Source organism: Streptomyces sp. NBC_01210, from assembly GCF_036010325.1.
Classification (GTDB): Bacteria; Actinomycetota; Actinomycetes; order Streptomycetales; family Streptomycetaceae; genus Streptomyces.
In genome coordinates this window covers 3,816,723-3,832,784 of record NZ_CP108549.1, presented here as the reverse complement: position 1 = coordinate 3,832,784, position 16,062 = coordinate 3,816,723, and the positions used below count along the sequence as shown (strand labels likewise).

13 protein-coding genes and 1 riboswitch are annotated in these 16,062 nt (G+C 70.5%); of the genes, 12 read left to right on the top strand and 1 reads right to left on the bottom strand.

The window, feature by feature from the left end; genetic code table 11:
• Window positions 1–42 precede the first annotated feature (42 nt).
• The 3 genes from OG735_RS17235 (at window position 43) to OG735_RS17225 (ending at window position 4,450) form a co-directional block, all read left to right on the top strand.
• Window positions 43–2,202: an N-6 DNA methylase gene (locus OG735_RS17235; protein WP_327324063.1), complete on the top strand. Its 2,160-nt coding sequence runs from the start codon at window positions 43–45 to the stop codon at window positions 2,200–2,202.
• A 113-nt stretch (window positions 2,203–2,315) separates the two neighbouring features.
• Window positions 2,316–2,936, top strand: coding sequence for a hypothetical protein (locus tag OG735_RS17230; protein ID WP_327324062.1), 621 nt, complete (start codon window positions 2,316–2,318; stop codon window positions 2,934–2,936).
• Window positions 2,933–4,450 carry a serine/threonine-protein kinase gene (locus OG735_RS17225; RefSeq protein WP_327324061.1) on the top strand — a complete coding sequence of 506 codons (1,518 nt, stop codon included), beginning with the start codon at window positions 2,933–2,935 and terminating at the stop codon, window positions 4,448–4,450. The genes OG735_RS17230 and OG735_RS17225 overlap by 4 nt, the downstream gene beginning before the upstream one ends.
• 13 nt (window positions 4,451–4,463) lie before the next feature.
• On the opposite strand, the gene OG735_RS17220 is transcribed toward OG735_RS17225, so the two are convergent.
• Entirely contained in the window at window positions 4,464–6,851 is a 2,388-nt protein-coding gene (locus OG735_RS17220; RefSeq protein ID WP_327324060.1) for a YfhO family protein, read from the bottom strand.
• A gap of 124 nt (window positions 6,852–6,975) precedes the next feature.
• Between OG735_RS17220 and OG735_RS17215 the strand changes: the two genes are divergently transcribed.
• The 9 genes from OG735_RS17215 (at window position 6,976) to OG735_RS17175 (ending at window position 16,051) form a co-directional block, all read left to right on the top strand.
• A complete protein-coding gene (locus OG735_RS17215) occupies window positions 6,976–7,953 on the top strand; it encodes a glycosyltransferase family 2 protein (protein WP_327324059.1) in 978 nt (325 codons plus the stop codon).
• Window positions 7,950–8,369 carry a GtrA family protein gene (locus tag OG735_RS17210; protein WP_327324058.1) on the top strand — a complete coding sequence of 140 codons (420 nt, stop codon included), beginning with the start codon at window positions 7,950–7,952 and terminating at the stop codon, window positions 8,367–8,369. Before OG735_RS17215 ends, OG735_RS17210 begins: the two co-directional genes overlap by 4 nt.
• A 288-nt stretch (window positions 8,370–8,657) precedes the next feature.
• Complete coding sequence (locus OG735_RS17205) at window positions 8,658–9,308, top strand: SurA N-terminal domain-containing protein (RefSeq protein WP_327324057.1); 651 nt, start codon at window positions 8,658–8,660, stop codon at window positions 9,306–9,308.
• A gap of 19 nt (window positions 9,309–9,327) precedes the next feature.
• Window positions 9,328–10,302 (top strand): nucleoside triphosphate pyrophosphohydrolase, encoded by a 975-nt coding sequence (locus tag OG735_RS17200; RefSeq protein WP_327324056.1) that lies wholly within the window; start codon window positions 9,328–9,330, stop codon window positions 10,300–10,302.
• Between the two features lie 60 nt (window positions 10,303–10,362).
• Window positions 10,363–11,616 (top strand): cytochrome P450 family protein, encoded by a 1,254-nt coding sequence (locus tag OG735_RS17195; protein WP_327324054.1) that lies wholly within the window; start codon window positions 10,363–10,365, stop codon window positions 11,614–11,616.
• A gap of 178 nt (window positions 11,617–11,794) precedes the next feature.
• On the top strand, window positions 11,795–12,706 hold the full coding sequence (locus OG735_RS17190) for a transglycosylase family protein (RefSeq protein WP_327324053.1): 912 nt from the start codon (window positions 11,795–11,797) through the stop codon (window positions 12,704–12,706).
• A gap of 265 nt (window positions 12,707–12,971) precedes the next feature.
• A riboswitch (cyclic di-AMP (ydaO/yuaA leader) is annotated at window positions 12,972–13,153 on the top strand.
• Between the two features lie 3 nt (window positions 13,154–13,156).
• Window positions 13,157–13,828: a transglycosylase family protein gene (locus tag OG735_RS17185; RefSeq protein ID WP_327324052.1), complete on the top strand. Its 672-nt coding sequence runs from the start codon at window positions 13,157–13,159 to the stop codon at window positions 13,826–13,828.
• Window positions 13,829–14,151: 323 nt separating this feature from the next.
• On the top strand, window positions 14,152–15,438 hold the full coding sequence (gene eno / locus OG735_RS17180) for a phosphopyruvate hydratase (RefSeq protein WP_327324051.1): 1,287 nt from the start codon (window positions 14,152–14,154) through the stop codon (window positions 15,436–15,438).
• A gap of 139 nt (window positions 15,439–15,577) precedes the next feature.
• Window positions 15,578–16,051 (top strand): FtsB family cell division protein, encoded by a 474-nt coding sequence (locus OG735_RS17175; protein ID WP_327324050.1) that lies wholly within the window; start codon window positions 15,578–15,580, stop codon window positions 16,049–16,051.
• Window positions 16,052–16,062: the final 11 nt, after the last annotated feature.

The following is a 16,062-nucleotide window of genomic DNA, read 5'->3' as shown; positions in this document are numbered from 1 at the left end:
AACAGGCAGGTGCGGATCAGCGCTTACGAGGGAGTCAGCCAGGTGCCGGAGAAATCGAGCGAGGTGACGGCGGCCGATATCGCCCGGCTGGCGGGAGTCGGACGCGCCGCGGTCAGCAACTGGCGGCGCCGTCACGCCGACTTCCCGAAGCCGGTCGGCGGCACGGAGGCGAGCCCGTCTTTCGCGCTCACCGAGGTCGAGCAATGGCTCCGCCACCAGGGGAAACTCGCCGAAGTCCCGCTCCGCGAAAGGGTTTGGCAACAGCTGTCGGGCCATCTCGCGGGCCCGGTACCGGCGTTGGTGCAGGCGGGCTGCACACTGCTGCTCGTGAGGGACCGTCACCCGGCCTGGCTGGAGCTGACGGCGGTCTCGGACCAGCGGCTCGCGGAGCTGCTGCCCGGCGCGCTGGAGCAGGTGCTCACAGCGCGCTTCGGCGAGGATGCGGTGGGGCTCTTCACGGCTGTGTTCACAGCGCACCCGGGCTCGGTGACGCGCCCGGAACTGTTCACAGAGGCCGCGGGCTCCTCGTCCGGACCGGAAGCCTCGCTGCCGGCATCCGTCCCTCTCCTGCGCGGTGTCGCCGAGCTGGCTGCCGAACTCGGCGCACGCCAGGCCTTCGAGTTTCTGCTCGGGCGGTACCTGGATGCCAACCCCCGGCAGTACACCCTCACCCCGCCCGGGCCCGCCGCGCTCATGGCCGCGCTTGCCGGGGCCGGCGCCCGCGCCGTGCTCGATCCCGCCTCCGGCACCGGCACGCTGCTGCGCGCCGTCGAACGCCCCACCGCCCTGTATGCACAGGACGCCGACCCGAACCTCGCCGCGCTCACCGGTCTGCGCCTCGCCCTGCACTCCGACGCCACGGTGCGCGCCCGCGCGGGCGACACCCTGCGCGGTGACGCGTTCCCGAAGCCCGCGTTCGACGCTGTGCTCTGCCACCCGCCGTTCAACGAGCGCAACTGGGGCCACGACGAACTCGCCTACGACCCCCGCTGGGAGTACGGCTTCCCGGCCCGTACCGAGTCCGAACTGGCCTGGGTCCAGCACGCGCTCGCCCGGCTGCGCCCCGGCGGCGCCGCCGTCCTGCTGATGCCGCCCGCCGCCGCGTCCCGCCGCTCCGGCCGCCGTATCCGCGCCGGGCTGCTGCGCCGCGGTGCGCTGCGGGCCGTCGTCGCCCTGCCCGCCGGCGCCGCGCCCCCGTACGGCATCCCCCTGCACATCTGGGTGCTGCGCAAGCCGGACCCGGGCCGGGCGGCCCCGCCCGAGCTGCTGTTCGTGGACACCGCGGAGCTCGCCGGGGCGGGCGGCGGCCGCGACAAGCTCGACTGGCAGGCCGTCCACAGCGCCGTACTCGACGCCTGGCAGCCCTTCGAGAAGCACGGCACGGTCGAGGAGCAGCCGGGCGTCAGCCGCTCGGTTCCCGTCATCGAACTCCTCGACGACGACGTGGACCTGGCGCCCGCCCGGCACCTGCCGCCCCCCGCCGCGGGCGGCGGTGCGGACGAGCTGCTGCGCGTACGGGACCGGCTCGCCGAGACCCTGCGGCTGACCGGGGAGCTCACCCCGGCGCCCGCCGGGCAGGCGCAGCCCGCCCCCTGGCCCGCCACGACCGTCGGCGAACTGGCCCGCGCGGGAGCGCTGGTGATCAGCGCGGGCGGAACGGGCGGCACTGGCGGAACGGGCGGCACTGGCGGAACGGGCAGTACGGGCGGTACGGGCACCGAGCCCGAGCCCGTACTCACCGAACAGGACGTGCTCTCCGGCACCGCGCCCTCGGGCATGCTTCCCGAAGGCCCCGACGAGGAGCCCGTGCGCGTCGAAGTGGGCGATGTCGTCGTGCCCGTGCTCGGCGGCGGATCCATCGTCCGCGTCATCGACGAGGCCACCGCAGGAGCGGCCCTGGGCCGCAATCTCCAGCTGCTGCACCCCGATCCGGCCGCGCTCGACCCCTGGTTCCTCGCCGGTTTCCTGCGTGGCACCGCCAACAACCGGCAGGCCAGCAGCTACGCCTCCACGGCGACCCGGCTCGATGTGCGCCGACTCCAGTTGCCCCGGCTGCCGCTCGACGATCAGCGGCGCTACGGCGAACGCTTCCGCGCGCTCGCCGAATTCGAGGACGCGCTCAGGCAGGCCGGGCGGCTCGGCGAGCAGCTCGTCCAGGGGCTGTACGACGGGCTGACCGACGGCTCGGTCACGCCGGAGTGAGAGCCGGAGCGTGACGCATCGGACAACGGGTCCGTACAACCCGGGACCCGTTGTCCGTGTCGATGTATACGCTCGTCCCCATCTGCCTCGTCCCCAGGCCATCAGGAGCAGTAATGCACGGCCACGGCTATGCGCCGCCGCAGCCCAAGCGACCGCCCACCGCGCTGCTCGTCGCCATGCGCGTGCTCTTCGTGGCGCTCGCGCTGCTCAGCTTCGGCATGCTCGCCTGGGGCACGATGCTGCGAATAGCGATCATGCGCCGCCGACGGCTCGACTGGCTGCTGTTCTGGGTCAGCCTCGCCCTCGCGATCACCGCGTTCGTCGTCATCGGCGAATTCGGTTCCGAGGCCGAGACCGATGCGGCCAAGCAGGACGAGATGACCGCCCTCGACTATGTGTTCCTGCCGCTTCTGCTCGGGCTCGCCATCGGGGTGCCCACGCACTATCTGGTGGCCGACATCCGTCACTACCAGGAGCCCAGGGCGACCTGGGGCCCGCCGCCCCCGCCGTACGCCGCCCGGACCGCCCCGTACGCCGCGCCGACCGCCCCGTACGGCCTGCCGCCCCAGCCGACGCAGATGCCTCACGCGTCCCAGAGTTCCACCTCCGGCTACCCGCCCGTCCCACCACAACAGCCTCAGCCCGACAAACCCCGTATCGACCAGGTCCGCGCCGAGCTCGACGAGCTCAGCGACTACCTCCGCAAGGAGCAGGGCCGGGAGCAGGGCCGGTGAACGGACGCGTCATCGCGGGCCGTTACGAGCTCTCGGCCGTCATCGGCCAGGGCGGCATGGGACAGGTCTGGACGGCGTACGACGGCCGCCTCGACCGCCGCGTCGCCGTCAAGCTGCTCCGCCCCGACCACATGGCCGCGGCCACCGCCGCCGACGAGATGCGCCGCCGCTTCGTCCGCGAGTGCCGGGTCACCGCGCAGGTCTCCCATCCCGGCCTGGTCACCGTTCATGACGCGGGCAGCGACGACGACGACCTCTATCTCGTCATGCAGTACGTCGAGGGCGCGGACCTCGCCGATCATCTCGCCGAGCACGAGCCGTACCCCTGGCCGTGGGCCGTCTCGGTCGCCGCCCAGCTCTGTGCCGTGCTCGCCGCCGTGCACGCCGTGCCGATCGTGCACCGCGACCTCAAGCCTCGGAATGTGATGGTGAAGCCCGACGGCACGGTCACCGTTCTCGACCTCGGTGTCGCCTCCGTCATCGACACCGACACCACCCGCCTCACCCACACCGGATCGCCCATCGGCAGTCCCGCCTATATGGCCCCCGAGCAGGCGATGGGCGGCGCGGTCGGCCCGTACACCGATCTCTATGCCCTCGGTGTGCTGCTGCACGAACTCCTCAGCGGCAACGTCCCGTTCGCGGGCTCCACCGCCCTCGGCGTGCTGCACCGCCATCTCTACGAGCCGCCGCTCCCGGTCCGCCAGCTGCGCCCCGAGATACCCGAGCCGCTCGAAGCGCTCGTGCTGCGCCTGCTCGCCAAGGACCCGCAGCACCGTCCGTCCGGTGCACAGGATGTCTACGAGACGCTCGCGCCGCTGCTGCCCAGCCGCGGTGCGCCCGGCGGTCCGCTCGACCCGACCCGCCCCTTCCTGCGCCCGCACGCGCCGTGGCCGGACCGGGTCACCAGCCCGCCCCCGGACTCCCGCTCCGCCGCCCCGGTGGCGCCCCGGCCGGATGTGGCGGCCGCAGTCGACGAGGTCAAGCGCCTCCTCGGCGAGGGCAGCATCACCCAGGCCGTCGACATCCTCGGCGGGATCCTCCCGGCGGCCGCCGCCGAGCACGGCGAGCACTCGCCGGTCGTACGGATCCTGCGCAAGCAGTACGCCACGACGCTGATGGACGACGGGCAGTACCGCCGTGCGCTCCCTGAGCTGCGGCGGCTGGCCGACGACCGGGCCGCCGAGGCGGGCCCGGCCGATCCGCAGACGCTGCAGTTCCGCTACGACGCCGCCCAGTGCCTGGAGCAGCTGGGCGAGCCGGCCGCCGCGCTCGCGGAGTACCGGGCAGTGCTGCCGTACTACGAGAACCCTCAGGCCCCCGACCCGGCCCGCGCCTTCGACGTCCGCCACCGCATCGGCCATCTGCTGCTCGCGGTCGGCGACCATACGGCGGCGCGGCAGCAGCTGCAGGGCCTGCTGTACGACGCGGAACGGGCGTACGGGCCCTACCACCAGCTGCCGGTCGAGCTGCGTCGTGCGCTCGACCGGCAGCGGCAGTTCCACAGCGGCTGACCGGGCCGGTCGGTCACATCCGGGCGTCCCCTTGCACACGGCCGTTGCGGCGCCGGAGACGTGACCGCAGCAGCGGCAGCAGAGCGAGCACTCCGAGCGCCAGCAGGCCTGCCGCCCCGATCGCCGCACCGGCCTTCAGGCCGGGCGGCCGGAAGGAGCAGTCCACGCTCGTCGACTTTCCGTCCAGAGGAACGGCGACGAGACCCAGGTAGGTGTCCGCGGGCCTGCCGTCGCAGCTCCAGCCCGCGATCCGGGGCGCGGCGAGGACCGCCGTCCCCCGTGTGCCGGGCGGGAGCTGGGCCCGTACACCGCTGTCGGTGACCTTGACGGACACCGCGCCCGTCGACTTCAGCCGGTCCACGGCCGCGGCGAGCTTCGCCCGGTCCAGACAGCCGACGCTCGCCCGGCGCGGTGCCGCGCGGCCGTAGCCGATCGTGGTGTCCGGCGCGGTGACCGTCCCGAGCGGGGTCAGTGCGGCACGCCGCTTGGGCTGCCCGCCGCGCAGTTTCACCGGCTTTCCGCCGCCGAGTCCGGCGGTCCCGGTGAAGTCCGGCGCCCAGAGGAAGACCTCGCTGCCGACCGGACAGGCGCCCGCGACCGGGGAGCTGTAGACCTGCGCGCCGAGCATCATCTCCTGGTTGCGGAACGGCGAGTCGCCGTACCGCGGTTGGGGCCCCGGCGGCCGTACGGTCAGCAGCGGCCCGGTCGCCGACCGGGTCACCTCCGGGTGCTGTCCCTGCCTGGTGCGGACCCGCGCACCGACGGAGAAGATCGCGTCGGTGACCGGGTTGTCCAGGGACTGCACACTGCGGCCGTTGGACGTCCAGCCCGCGCCGAGCGCGGCCAGTGTGCGTGTGTACACATCGGGTGTGTGGCTGCTGTAGTACGAGCCGCCCTGGCCGCCCAGCAGGATCGGATCGTTCCCGGTGATCTGGTCGCGGCCCGGATCGGTGCGGTAGCCGGGCCAGCCGTCGGCCTTTGCCACCGCTGCGGCCCGCTCGCTCTGCGGCTCGCCCCAGGCCGGATAGTCGTCGAGCCTGCCGAGCCGCTGCCGGTCGGCGTACGCGGTGGTCGCCGCGGCCTGCCCGACCAGCGCGCCGCTGAGCAGCAGTGCGGCCAGCACGGCGTACTTTCCGCGCCTGGCCAGCACCAGACCGGCCAGGACCGCCGCGATCCCGGCCGCGAACAGCGGGAACGTCCAGGCGGTGACCAGGTCGCTGAAGGAGGCCCCGAGCGCGATCACCGCCACCACAGCCCCGCCGCCGAGCAGGGCGCGCCGCCCCGGCCAGCCGTGCGAGAGGCAGATCCAGCCGGCGATCACCAGGATCCCGGCGAAGACGAAAGTCTGCCGGTACGGGCTGCCGTTGGGCGTCGCGAAAACATGCCACACCAGGTGTGTCGGCCCCCACTGCAGCGATACGGCGACGGCCGCCGCCAGCCCCGTCCACACCCACCGCTCACGGCGCGGCACCGCGCTGTTGAAGGCGAGCGCGGCGGCCAGCAGCAGCGCACCGCTGCCGAGGAAGACCGCGGGCGTGAAGAAGCTGTACGTCGCCGGCAGCGTACGGGCGAACACATCGGCCCAGCCGGCCGGTGCGAACTCCTTCGTCCACCCCGGATAGGCGTGCTTGGAGCCGAGAAAGACGGGGATCAGTACGGGCGCGGCCAGCGCGATGCCGAGCAGTACGGCCCGGGCGGCCCGCAGCAGCGCCCGCAGCCGGTCGCCTGCCGCCGTCTCCTCCAGCCGCACGAGAAGCACCAGCGCGGCCCCGATGGTCGCCATGTAGGCGGTGTAGAAGTTGGCGATCCACGCCACCGCGACGACCACGGGGCCGAGCACCGGCCGGCGTGCCGTGCACGCCCACTCGCCGACCAGGCACAGCAGCGGGAAGGCGACGAGGCCGTCCATCCACATCGGGTTGTACGAGGCCTCGACGACCGACCAGCCGCACAGCGCGTACGAGGCGCCGAGCACCGCCGCCATCCACCAGCGCCCGCCCGTGTCCTTGCGCAGCGACAGCAGCAGCCACGTCATGGCCGCGGCAGCGGTCGCCATCTTCAGCAGCGTGACCACATAGACGGCGAGATCGATCCCGTCCCGCGGGAAGAGCCCGACCAGCATCGAGAACGGGCTGGTCAGATAGGTCCCGAGGTCGGGCAGAAAGCTGGTTCCGTAACCGGACTGCCAGTTGAGCAGCAGTCCGCCGTCCGCCCGGCCGTGCAGCAGATCCCACAGATGCGCATGGAACGGCACAAACTGATTGCCGAGGTCGTTCACGCTGCGGGTGTGCGGTCCGAAGGGGAAGCTGCGGGCGACGGCGTCACCGGCGCACACGGCCCCCGCGGTGATCAGTGCGGCGAGGGCGGCGGCGCGGCCGCGCGCGGATTGCAGAGTCGACATGATTCCTCGAATATGCCAGCGCCGATCGTGAAAACATCCCGCGGGAAGCCCAGTTCACGGAATGGTCGCCTACGCGACATGTAGGGAATCCGCACGGGACATTCGGGTGGGATGTTGTTCTTCCGTGCTGATCTCGATAGTTGTTCCGTGCTTCAACGAAGAGGAGATCATCGGCCGCTTCCATGAACATGTGACCGCGGAAATCTCCCTGCTCGGGCAGGAATTCGAGTTGGTCTATGTGGACGACGGAAGCCAGGACCGTACGCTCCCTCTCCTCGAGGAGATCGCCGCGGCCGACCCTCGTGCCCGCTATGTCTCCTTCAGTCGAAACTTCGGCAAGGAAGCGGCGATGCTCGCCGGCCTCCAGCATGCCGAGGGCGACGCGGTCGTCATCATGGATGCCGACCTCCAGCACCCGCCGGAGCTGGTCCGGCGCATGCTGCAGCTGCACCAGGAGGGCTTCGACCAGGTCATCGCCCGGCGCACCCGCAAGGGCGACCGGGTCACCCGCACCGTCACCGCCCGCGCCTACTACTGGCTGATCAACCGCCTCGTCGACGTGGAACTGGTCGACGGCGTGGGCGATTTCCGGCTGCTGTCGCGCCGTACCGTGGACGCGGTCCTCGAACTCACCGAGTACAACCGGTTCTCCAAGGGTCTCTTCGCCTGGGTCGGATTCCGCACCACGACCTTCGAGTACGAGAATGCGCTGCGTGAGCAGGGCCGCTCCAAATGGAGTTTCGGAAAACTGCTCAACTACGGCCTCGACGGACTGCTCTCTTTCAACAACAAGCCGTTGCGGGCCGCGGTCTATCTCGGACTTCTGCTTGTCACGCTCGCCATGGCCTATGCCGCCTGGATTGTCGGTGTCGCCCTGGTGAACGGCGTGGACACTCCCGGGTATGTCACCCTTCTGGTGGCGGTCACCGCACTCGCCGGCGTACAGATGCTGATGCTGGGGGTGGTCGGCGAGTACGTCGGCCGTATCTACTACGAGGTGAAGCGGCGACCGCACTTCCTGGTGAAGGCCACCGACGCCGACCTTCCGCACCAGCAGGAAGGAGAACGGCGTACACGCACGGGGGAGCTCGTAAGACGATGACAGTCCGGGTCCAGATGGTCAGATTCGCCCTGGTAGGGGTGGTGAACACCGGGACGTACTACGGGATGTATCTGGCCCTGCTGACCTGGCTGCCGTATGTCGCGGCGCATGTCATCGCCTTCGCGCTCAGCATGGTCGGATCCTTCTTCCTGACCTCGTACTTCACCTACAGGACCCGCCCGACCTGGCGGAAGTTCCTGCTCTTCCCGCTCACCAACGCCGCGAACTTCGTCGTCACCACGACCGGCGTCTATCTGCTGGTGGACGTACTGCACTTCGGCAGCCGCTATGCGCCGCTGATAGCGGCGGGCGCGGCGATCCCGATCACTTTTGTGGTCTCCCGGACGATCATGCTGCGACCGGATCCGGTCCCGCGCGAGCAGGAGCCGGAGCCGGAGCGGGTCCCTCAGACCTGACACAGGAACGGACTGGGGCCGCTCCACCTCCGCATCGCGGACAAGGCTGAGCGAGCCGTCGTGGAGGGGCGCATCGGCCCGATCGAGGAGGCAGGGGCGAGGCGGCCAGGGGGTACTTGCTGAAGGGCTTGGGCGACACCAGTCGTAGCGGCGGCGGTCCGTCGCTCCGCGCATCCGCAACCGCAGGCGAATCGTTTGGCGAATCAGTGGCCCAGACCCCTGGGACTGCCTACCATCGATCACCGCAGGGTCTTGTGCACCGAAGCACAATCACGCCGGGAGGCTCCTTTGCACCGCCGCCGTCGCACCGCGCTCATCGTCTCCGCCGCGCTCCTCACCGCCGCGCCCCTCCTCTCCGCCTGCGGCAGTGACGCGCACCCAGGGGCCGCCGCCGTCGTCGGTGGCGAGCGGATCGATGTGTCCACCGTCCAGGCGAAGGTGAAGGACGTACGCGCCGCCCAGCAGCGCTCCCCCCAGTCCGCGCAGCTCATCAAGGACAGTGGGCAGCTCAGCCGCGCCAAGCTCTACGACCTCATCGTCGACCAGGTCGTCCAGCGCGCCGCCGACGACGCCGGCGTCAAGGTCAGCCGCAAGGAGGTCCAGGACGGCCGGGCCGCCCTGGTCCAGCAGTCCGGTGGCGAGGAGCAGCTCTCCGCCATGTATCTGCAGCAGCGCGGCGTCGCTCCGGCCCAGCTCGATGACGTCGTACGCCGCGACATCCTGGTGAACAAGCTCGCCACCTCCCTCGGTGCGACGAACACCCCCGAGGGCCAGCAGAAGCTCAACCAGGCCTTCACCGCCGCCGCCAAGGCGCTGCACATCGACGTCAACCCGCGCTACGGCACCTGGGACGACCGGAAACTCGAGCTCAGCAGCTACAAGGCCCCCTGGATCACCCAGGTCACCAAGGAGGAGCAGCCCGTCGAGACGGGTGCTTAGTGCGAGGTAGGTTCGACGGGTGACCACAGAAGCACCCGTTGCCTCCGGCCGTATCGTCCTGCTCACCGCCAGCCACCGCGTCGCGCCCGGGCTGTTGTCCTGGCCCGCGTGGCAGACGCTGCACGCAGCCGACCGGGTGCTGTGCGCCGACGAGGGTCATCCGCAGCTGCCGTATCTGCGCGAGGCGGGTGTCGACGTCGAGATCGCCGCGCCCAGCGCACAGGAGCTCGTCGACGCCTGCGCCGGCGGCCGTACCGTCGTGATCGTCCCGTCCGGCGAGGGCGACCGGGCTCTGACCGACGGGCTGGCCGGGCTGGCCGGGTCCGGACGGGTGCAGATGCCGGATCTGGAGCTGCTCCCCGGCTCGTACGACCTGCCCGGCGCCCGTCTCATCGACCTCGTCCAGGTCATGGACCGGATCAGGCTCGAGTGCCCGTGGTCCTCGCAGCAGACCCACAAGGGCCTCGCCAAGTACGGCATCGAGGAGGCGTACGAACTCGTCGAGGCCATCGAGGACGGCGACCGCGACGAGCTGCGGGAGGAGCTCGGGGACGTACTCCTCCAGGTCGTCTTCCACGCGCGCATCGCGGAGGAGGATCAGGACGAGCCGTTCTCCATCGACGACGTCGCCGGGACGATCGTGGAGAAGCTGATCCACCGCCATCCACATGTCTTCGGCGACGAGAGCGCCGAGACGCCGGAGGACGTGAAGGAGCACTGGCTCCGCACGAAGGCCATCGAGAAGCAGCGCGACTCGGTCACGGACGGCGTGCCGCTGGGCCAGCCCGGCCTCGCGCTCGCCGCGAAGCTCGCCTCCCGGGTCCGTACCGCGGGACTTACCGTGCCGCTGCCCGCCGGCGAGGGCATCGGGTACGAACTGCTCGCCCTCGCTGCTCGTGCCGAGGAGGCGGGCACGGATCCGGAGGCCGCACTGCGCGCCGCTGCCCGGGCCTACCGGGATGCGATCCGCGCGGCGGAGGGCCACGCCGGTTAGTACCTTTCGGTGCCCCGGTGCCAGGAAGGCCCTCGACGGGAAGCCGGATAACGTCGGGGCGTGAGCAACACACCTGCCCCCGAACTCTTCACCTGGGAGTTCGCCACCGACCCCTACCCCGCCTACGCCTGGCTGCGCGAGCACGCCCCCGTGCACCGCACCCGGCTCCCCAGCGGGGTCGAGGCATGGCTGGTGACCCGGTACGCCGACGCCAAGCAGGCGCTCGCCGACCAGCGGCTGTCCAAGAACCCGGTGCACCACGCAGAGCCCGCGCACGCCAAGGGGAAGACGGGGATCCCGGGCGAGCGCAAGGCCGAGCTGATGACGCATCTGCTGAACATCGACCCGCCCGACCACACCCGGTTGCGACGGCTGGTGTCGAAGGCGTTCACTCCGCGCCGGGTCGCCGAATTCGCGCCGCGGGTGCAGGAGTTGACGGACCGTCTCATTGACACAATCTTCGAGAATCAGCACAGCGTGAAGAAGGGGGAGGCGGACCTCATTCATGAGTTCGCGTTCCCGCTCCCCATCTACGCCATCTGCGACATGCTCGGAGTCCCGCGCGAGGACCAGGACGACTTCCGCGACTGGGCGGGCATGATGATCCGGCACGGCGGCGGGCCGCGTGGCGGTGTCGCTCGTTCTGTGAAGAAGATGCGTGGCTATCTCGCCGAACTCATCCACCGCAAAAGGGAAGATCCGGGCGACGACCTCATCTCGGGCCTCATTCGCGCCAGTGACCACGGCGAGCACCTCACCGAGAACGAGGCCGCCGCGATGGCCTTCATTCTTCTCTTCGCGGGCTTCGAGACGACGGTCAATCTCATCGGCAACGGCGTCTACGCGCTGTTGCGCAACCCGGCGCAGCGGGAGCGGCTCCAGGCCTCGCTCGCGGCCGGGGAGAGCGAGCTGCTCGCGACAGGTGTCGAGGAACTGCTGCGGTACGACGGGCCGGTGGAGCTCGCGACCTGGCGGTTCGCCACACAGCCGCTCAGCCTCGGCGGACAGGACATCGCCGCCGGCGATCCCGTACTCGTCGTACTCGCCGCGGCCGACCGGGACCCGGAGCGGTTCACGGACCCGGACATTCTTGACCTCTCCCGGCGCGACAACCAGCATCTCGGGTACGGGCACGGCATCCACTACTGCCTCGGTGCGCCGCTCGCCCGGCTGGAGGGGCAGACGGCGCTGGCGACGCTGCTCCGCAGGATGCCCGACTTGCGGCTTGCGGGAGATCCGGCCGATTTGCGATGGCGCGGGGGGCTCATTATGCGTGGATTGCGCACTCTGCCCGTTGAGTTCACACCTCGATAGATCTGACGAAGCGTCAGGACTGTGACTTTCACGTGATCTCCGCTGCATCGACTTGTGACCCGCGTTCGAATGCCGCTACCTTCACCGTCGTCCCACCAGTCACATCTGTGGTCAGGCCTGTGGCCAGATCCGCAGTCATGGCTGTAGTCACGTCTGTAGTCACGCGAAAGGCAACCGCATGCGCTCCGGGAACGGACGACACCGCCGACCCCGCCAGGCTCCGGCCATCGTCGTCGCGGCAGGGGTGACTGGATCGGCCATCGCCATCCCGCTGCTCGGCGCCGGATCGGCCTCCGCCGCCGACGCCTCCACGTGGGACCGCGTCGCGGAGTGCGAGAGCGGCGGCATGTGGAGCGCCGACCTCGGCAACGGGTTCTACGGCGGTCTGCAGCTCTCGCAGGAGACCTGGCAGGACTTCGGCGGTACGGCGTACGCGCCCACCGCCGACCTCGCGAGCCGCTCCCAGCAGATCGCGGTCGCGGAGAAGGTCCTCGACGCGCAGGGTCCCCAGGCGTGGGCAAGCTGTTCGCTGCTGTCGGGGCTGACGAACGACGGCGCCGCGACCGGCGTCGACCCGGGCGCCATGCCATCGCCGGGGCGGAGCGCCCCCGCACCGCCGGCCGTGTCCGCGGAGCCCTCCGCCGGGACCTCCGGACCCGCGGAGCCGTCCGCCGAGCCGTCCGCGGACTCCTCCGCGCCGGCGAGCCCCAAGGCGTCGACCCGGCCGTCCGCACCGGCGAACCCGGGTGCCGGGCAGGACGCCGACGCCGACAGCGGCACCGGCAAGCACCGTGGCGCCCCGGAGGAGGCCGAGCCGGGCAATACGGACAATCCGCGTGAAGATGCCCGCCATGCCTCGCGAGGTGACGGTGCGACACGTGACGAGGTCGACAGGACCGGCAACAGCGACAACGCGGACGCCCTGCCCGGCGAGTACACCGTCCGCCCCGGCGACAGCCTGTGGGCCATCGCCGACGAGCAGAAGCTGCCCGGTGGCTGGTCCGCGATCTACGACGCGAACCGCGAGACGGTCGGCGCCGATCCGGATCTCATCCTCCCTGGCCAGAGCCTCGATCTGGACGTGAAGTAGCGGCAGTTCGCTGGAGTATGTCCGAGTTTGTTCAACTGAGACATGGGTCTCTTTGTCCCAACTGGCATATCTCGCCCCTCGGGTCCGGTTGTTCCGCTTCTCACCTGCGGAAACGAGAGTTCCCGGAGCAGCGAAATGGGCGATTTCTCCCCGATGTTCGTCTTTGGACATCGGGGAGAGCTGTGTCTACGGTCTGAACCGCTCGCCACCGCGGGCACCACTGACCGTCACGCCGAATCCTGCCGCCGGTCGGGGGAGCAGTCGTTCGCACAGAGCGCCGAAGGCAGGAGCGGGGGACCCAAGGTAAGCGCCGGGCCCGGCCGTTGAGAGCAGTACGCAACGGCCGACGGACCGGCTTGGGGTGAAGCCGCGCGCAGGACGCGCGGCCGGGCAACTCACTTGGCCCGAACCCGACAGCTCACCTCGTAGGCGTCGGTGAGGAGACGTTCCATGCTGTTTTCCAGCAAGAACAAGCACCGCCGCCCGACCGTTCTTGATCGGACTGCCCGCATCGCCGCGCTCGCCGGTGTCACCGGTGCCGTTGTCGCCGCCCCGCTGATGGGCGCCACCTCCGCCTCCGCCGCGACCGCCTCCGAGTGGGACAAGGTCGCCCAGTGCGAGGCCGGTGGCAACTGGTCCATCAACACCGGCAACGGCTTCTACGGCGGCCTGCAGTTCTCGGCCTCCACCTGGGCCGCGTACGGCGGCACGGCGTACGCCTCCTCCGCCGACCAGGCCTCCAAGTCGCAGCAGATAGCGGTCGCCGAGAAGGTCCTGGCCGGCCAGGGCAAGGGTGCCTGGCCGAACTGCGGCGTCGGCCTGTCGAACGCCGCCTACAACGGTGGCTCCGGCACCACGCAGCAGGCGCAGCCCGCCCCGAAGCGCGCCGATGCCCCCACGACGCGCTCCGAGCGCCCCGCCGCCCCGGCGAAGTCCGCGCCCGCCGCCAAGGGCTTCAAGAAGGGCGACGGCGAGTACACGGTCAAGGCCGGCGACACCCTTGGCACGATCGCCGAGGCCAAGAAGGTCAAGGGCGGCTGGCAGAAGCTGTTCGACCTCAACAAGGACATCGTCAAGGACTCCGATGTGATCTTCCCGGGCCAGCAGCTCCACCTGAGCTGACCTCCCGGGTCCCAGACCCCCCGGTGCAGCTCCACCTGAGCTGACCCCGGGTCCCAGACCCCCCGGTCCGGTGCGTCTCCCCCCCCGTACGCGCCGGGCCGGGGCTCTGTCTGTCCCGGTCGGTACCCGTGTTACCGGTCCGTGCCGGGCCCTCGTGGCGTTACCCGCAGGTAGTTCACGTGCTGTTTGTCCTGCGCCGCGAGTCTTCGGGGCGTTTTTCGTCCCAGCGGGCGGGCAACGGCTGGCCGATGCCGTGGAGCCGGATAGGCTCATGTCGCAAGGCCAAGAGACCCTGCACTTCTCGCGTCACATCCCAGAAGGAGATGCTCGTGCCGTCCATCGACGTCGTCGTAGCCCGGGAAATCCTGGACTCCCGAGGCAACCCCACGGTCGAGGTCGAGGTTGGCCTCGACGACGGCAGCACGGGCCGTGCTGCTGTTCCGTCCGGCGCCTCCACCGGTGCGTTCGAGGCTCTTGAGCTCCGCGACGGTGACCAGAACCGCTACCAGGGCAAGGGCGTCGAGAAGGCCGTCCTCGCCGTCATCGAGCAGATCGGCCCGGAGCTCGTCGGCTACGACGCCACCGAGCAGCGCCTGATCGACCAGGCGATGTTCGACCTGGACGCCACTCCGGACAAGTCCTCCCTCGGCGCCAACGCCATCCTCGGCGTCTCCCTCGCCGTCGCGCACGCCGCCTCCGAGGCCTCCGACCTGCCGCTCTTCCGCTACCTCGGCGGCCCGAACGCGCACCTGCTGCCCGTTCCGATGATGAACATCCTGAACGGCGGCTCGCACGCCGACTCCAACGTGGACATCCAGGAGTTCATGATCGCGCCCATCGGCGCCGAGTCCTTCTCCGAGGCCCTGCGCTGGGGCGCCGAGGTCTACCACACCCTCAAGTCCGTCCTGAAGACCAAGGGCCTCTCCACCGGCCTCGGCGACGAGGGCGGCTTCGCGCCGAACCTGGACTCCAACCGCGCCGCCCTGGACCTCATCCTCGAGGCCATCAAGCAGGCCGGTTACGCCCCGGGCAAGGACATCGCGCTGGCGCTCGACGTCGCCGCGTCCGAGTTCTACAAGGACGGCCTGTACGAGTTCGAGGGCAAGTCCCGCTCGGCCGCCGAGATGACCGAGTACTACGAGGAGCTCGTGGCGGCCTACCCGCTCGTCTCCATCGAGGACCCGCTCTTCGAGGACGACTGGGCCGGCTGGAAGGTCCTCACCGACAAGCTGGGCACCAAGGTCCAGATCGTCGGCGACGACCTGTTCGTCACCAACCCGGAGCGCCTGGCCCGCGGCATCGAGGACGGCGCCGCGAACGCCCTGCTCGTCAAGGTGAACCAGATCGGTTCGCTGACCGAGACCCTGGACGCCGTGGAGCTCGCCCAGCGCAGCGGCTTCAAGTGCATGATGTCCCACCGCTCCGGCGAGACCGAGGACGTCACCATCGCCGACCTGGCCGTCGCCACCAACTGCGGCCAGATCAAGACCGGCGCCCCGGCCCGCTCCGAGCGTGTCGCCAAGTACAACCAGCTGCTGCGTATCGAGGAGATCCTCGACGACGCCGCGGTGTACGCGGGCCGTTCCGCCTTCCCGCGCTTCAAGGGCTGATCACCGGCTGACGCCCTGTCATTCGCGCTGTGCATCCAGAGAAGTGAATGGGTGGCAAAGACGTAGCGAAGCGAAGCGTCCCCGGTCACGGTCCCGTACCGTGTCCGGGGACGTACGCGCGTAATGGGGAGGCGAGACCATGGCACGCAAAGGGGACCAGGACCGGTTCTCCACCGCGACCAGGCTGCGGCTGCTCGGCGAGCAGACCGCGGCCCGCGTCTACCGTTCCCAGAGCCGCCGGCAGGACCGCCGCTCCCGGCTCACCGGCCGGGCGGCGTTTCTGACCCTGGTGATCTGCTCGCTGGTCGTCGCCCTCGCGTACCCGATGCGTCAGTACGTCTCCCAGCGCGCCGACATCGCCGAGCAGCGGCGCCGGATGGACGACGCCGAGCAGCAGGTCGAGCGGCTCAGGGACGAGAAGGCGCGCCTCCAGGACGACAGGTACATCGAGCGGCTGGCCCGCGAGCACCTGCACTTCGTGCTTCCGGGAGAGACTGGGTACACGGTGATCGACCCCGAGGCCGCCGAGCACCGCCGTACCGACGAAGGCGCGGCGGACCGTCCCTGGTACTCGAACGTCTGGGACGGCGTCGACAACGCCGACCGCAAGTAGCAGCCAAGTAG

Bases quoted from the DNA above. Each gene is read 5' to 3' on its own strand.
- OG735_RS17230 (WP_327324062.1), top strand. From the start codon at position 2,316: ATGCACGGCCACGGCTATGCGCCGCCGCAGCCCAAGCGACCGCCCACC.
- OG735_RS17220 (WP_327324060.1), bottom strand. From the start codon at position 6,851: ATGTCGACTCTGCAATCCGCGCGCGGCCGCGCCGCCGCCCTCGCCGCA.
- OG735_RS17210 (WP_327324058.1), top strand. From the start codon at position 7,950: ATGACAGTCCGGGTCCAGATGGTCAGATTCGCCCTGGTAGGGGTGGTG.
- OG735_RS17190 (WP_327324053.1), top strand. From the start codon at position 11,795: ATGCGCTCCGGGAACGGACGACACCGCCGACCCCGCCAGGCTCCGGCC.
- OG735_RS17185 (WP_327324052.1), top strand. From the start codon at position 13,157: ATGCTGTTTTCCAGCAAGAACAAGCACCGCCGCCCGACCGTTCTTGAT.
- eno (WP_327324051.1), top strand. From the start codon at position 14,152: ATGCTCGTGCCGTCCATCGACGTCGTCGTAGCCCGGGAAATCCTGGAC.
- OG735_RS17175 (WP_327324050.1), top strand. From the start codon at position 15,578: ATGGCACGCAAAGGGGACCAGGACCGGTTCTCCACCGCGACCAGGCTG.